A 2,404-nucleotide genomic window follows, 5' to 3' on the forward strand; every position below is an offset into this window, starting at 1 on the left:
ACCGCGCGGGCCGTCCGATCCTCGGGGCGGTCCTGGTCGTCGCGGGAGCCGTGGCCACCGCGCTCACGATCAGGGACAGGGACAGAACCTGGGTTTTCGCCGCAGAGGTGCTCGTCCTACTGGGGCTGGTCACGTTGACGCCCTCACTCGTCCGGGGCGCGGCGGCGCTGACCGCCCGGACGCTGCCGCTGCCGCTGCGGCTGGCCGCCCGCGACGCGGCCCGCAACCGGGGCCGCACCGCCTCGGCCGTCGCGGCCGTCATGACGGCCGCCGCCGCCTTCACGATGGCGGCCGTCGCCTTCGACAGCAACTTCGCCGAACGGCGCGACGCTTTCCACCCGATGGTTCCGGTCGGGACCGTGCAGGTCGACGGGGCACGTCTCGACGACGCCCGGTGGGCCAAGGCCAAGACGCTCATCGAGCGCGCCCTGCCCGGCACCTCGTTGATCGAGGGCGTCGCCCCCCGGGACGCCCGGGGGGCCGTCATGGGGCTTTCGGTCAGGCCTCCTGACGGTCCGGGCGACGGGTACATGGACTACTCCTTCAACGTGGGCCTGCCGGTGGGGAGTGGGCGGCTGCTGGAGTTCGTCCAGGGGCGGCGGGACCCCGTCGCGGCGGCGGCGTTCTCCGCCGGCAGGGCCGTGGTGTTCGACCCCGCTATGGTGCGCGACGGGCGGCTGCGGTTGTCCGCCGTTCAGTTCGGCTCTCGGAGACCCGAGGTTCCGGACGATCTCACCGTTCCCGCGGTCGTGGCGCGGGCCGCCGATCCCCGGCACGCCGTCGCGGTGCTCCCCGCCTCCGCTCTGCCCGGCCTGGGTCTGAAGTCCGAGGCGCGCGTGCTGTACGCCGCGCCCTCCTCCGTCCGGCTCACCGATGAGCAGGAGTTCAAGCTGGAGCGGGAGCTGGCGATCATGGCCGGTGTATCCCAGGTGACCGTCATGCGCGACGTCGAGCAGGACGGCTTCGTCAAGCCGCTGCTGTTCCTGGCGGCGGCGGTCCTGGCGCTGGGCGGCACGCTCGCCGCCACCGGCCTCGCCGCGGCCGACCTGCGGCCGGACCTTTCGACCATGGCCGCGGTCGGCGCGAAACCCGGCACCCGGCGGCTGGTCGTCGCAGGTCAGGCGGGGTTCATCACCGCTCTCGGCGCGCTGGCGGGCGCCCTCGCGGGGATCCCGGCCGGGGTCGCGGTGGCCTCGACGTCGAGGCCGTACGGCTACCCCCTCTGGACGTCGGGCTCGTCGCCGTCGCTCCTCGACCGGCTGCCGCCGGTCGAACTCCCCTGGCTGTTCCTCACCGCGCTGGTGATCGGCCTGCCGCTGCTGGCGGCGCTGGTCGCGGGGACGTTCACCCGGACCCGGGTCACCCTGACCCGCCGGATCACCTGATCGCCTGATGGGAGCCGCAGGGGCGGATCCGGCACCCGGTGGCCGTTGGTGAGTGAGCACTGCCACCGTCTGGATCCGACCTCCCGGGAATCCGGTACGACGGGCGGCGTCCGACTCTAGGATCATCCGGATGATCTTCCGGACCGGGGTCGGACGCCGCCCGCCGTTCACGTTCCCGGCCGCGTTCCGGGCGGCGCTGCGGATCTCCCGGCGGGACGCGCTGCGGGCCCGGGGCCGCAGCGCCCTCATCGTCGTGATGGTCGGCCTGCCCGTCCTCGTCGTCACGCTGGCCCTGATCCTCACCGAGACGGCGGACGTCACCGCGGAGGAGGAGCTCACCTCGCGGATCGGCGCCGCCGACCTGCGGATCCGGGTGAGCGGCCTGTCGCGGCCGGGGAATCCGCCGGGCGATCCGGTGGCCCTCCTCGGGTCCGGCACCCGGATCATCCCCTTCAACAGCGGTGGCGCCGACTTCTGGGGCGCGGGCGGCTACGACCGCGTGGCCATCCGGGAGCTGGACCTGCGCGACCCGCTGACGAGGGGGATGTACCGCCTGCTGCGCGGCCGCCTCCCGGCCGCACCCGGCGAGATCGCGGTCACCCCGCGTGTGGCGGAACGGGGAGCGCCGCCGGGCGCGGCGCCGACGGTTACCCGGAGGCACCGGCCGGTGCGGGTGGTCGGCGTGGTGGAGCATCCGCACCGGCCGGACAGCAGGGAGATCGTGGGCCTGCCCGGCGCCGTCCTCCCCGAAGGGAGCGGCATCGGCTGGCTGGCCGACACCCCGGAACCGGTGACGATGGCCGACGTCCGCCGGCTGCGCGAGGCGGATCTGACGGTCCACGCCCCCGTGATCCCCGAAGGTTCCGAGCATCTGGACGAGTGCTGCTTCGTCATCGACTTCCACGACCCCGAGGAGGCCGCGGGCATCGCCCTGATCGTGGTGATGGGTGTGCTGGAGGTGGTTCTGCTGGCCGGTCCGGCGTTCGCGGTGGGGGCGCGGCGGCGGCGCAGGGAGTTGG

At 74.3% G+C, this 2,404-nt stretch carries 1 protein-coding gene and 1 pseudogene; both read left to right on the forward strand.

What is annotated here, in order from left to right; genetic code table 11:
- The coding region (locus AB0D67_RS39025; protein WP_362947466.1) for an FtsX-like permease family protein at positions 1-1,385 on the forward strand (1,385 nt) is incomplete at its 5' end.
- 130 nt (positions 1,386-1,515) lie between these two features.
- Positions 1,516-2,404 (forward strand): annotated as a pseudogene (locus AB0D67_RS39030) (ABC transporter permease); the annotation flags it as partial.

It is taken from the genome of Streptosporangium sp. NPDC048047 (genome assembly GCF_040653115.1).
GTDB lineage: Bacteria > Actinomycetota > Actinomycetes > Streptosporangiales > Streptosporangiaceae > Streptosporangium.